Here is an 811-nt window from a genome sequence, read left to right on the forward strand (position 1 = left end):
GGTGTAATGCCGGTGGCAGTTAAAACACCTGCCTGCCCTGTCGTTGTTCTTCCTGCATCAAATGAAAATGGCACTTGGGATATCGAATCAGACGGGTTCAATACCACAGCGTTGTTTAAGTCGGATCAAGGCGAGCTTCTTGGCTTCGCATTAACCGGCGATGCGACGAAACAAAAGCAGGTTTTAGCAAAGCAAGTTCAAGCTATCCACCCAGAATAATAGTAAGAAGTACATATCTATGAGCGACGTTCTTCAACAGTTGATTGATGTCTTAAAACTGGAACAAATCGACGATTCTCATTTTCAAGGCGCAAGCGAAGATCTAGGTTTTCCTAATGTCTTTGGCGGCCAAGTTTGCGGCCAAGCGATGATGGCAGCCTATCAATCTGTTGAAGATCGCATCGCACATTCTATGCATGGATACTTTCTGCGCGCAGGAGATCCAAACTTACCTATTCAATACGAAGTGCAATCTCTCCGGGATGGTGGCAGTTTTTCTGCTCGTCGCGTAATTGCGCGTCAACATGACAAAGAGATCTTTACCCTTAATGCATCATTTCAAGTTCCTGAAATTGGCTTTGAGCATCAGATTGATATGCCTGCCAGCACAGAACCTGATGTCTTACTTTCTGAACTAGATATGCGCAGGCGCTTTAAACATCTGATCCCAGAAAAGCTTAGAGATCAGTTTACACGCGACCGCCCTATTGAGATTCGCCCCGTTAATCCGGTGAACTATTCAAATCCTGATGTACGTGCACCCTATAAACAAAATTGGTTTCGAGCGGTAGGTGAGCTACCAGATGATCTA

The 811-nt window shown here is 45.1% G+C and carries 1 protein-coding gene and 1 pseudogene; both read left to right on the forward strand.

Features of this window, described 5'->3' with window-relative positions; translation table 11 throughout:
* A pseudogene (locus tag A3762_RS27835) lies at nt 1-219 on the forward strand (FAD-dependent oxidoreductase); the annotation flags it as partial.
* Nucleotides 220-238: 19 nt separating this feature from the next.
* The coding region (locus tag A3762_RS19805; protein ID WP_197469419.1) for an acyl-CoA thioesterase domain-containing protein at nt 239-811 on the forward strand (573 nt) is incomplete at its 3' end.

It is taken from the genome of Oleiphilus sp. HI0125, assembly GCF_001635355.1.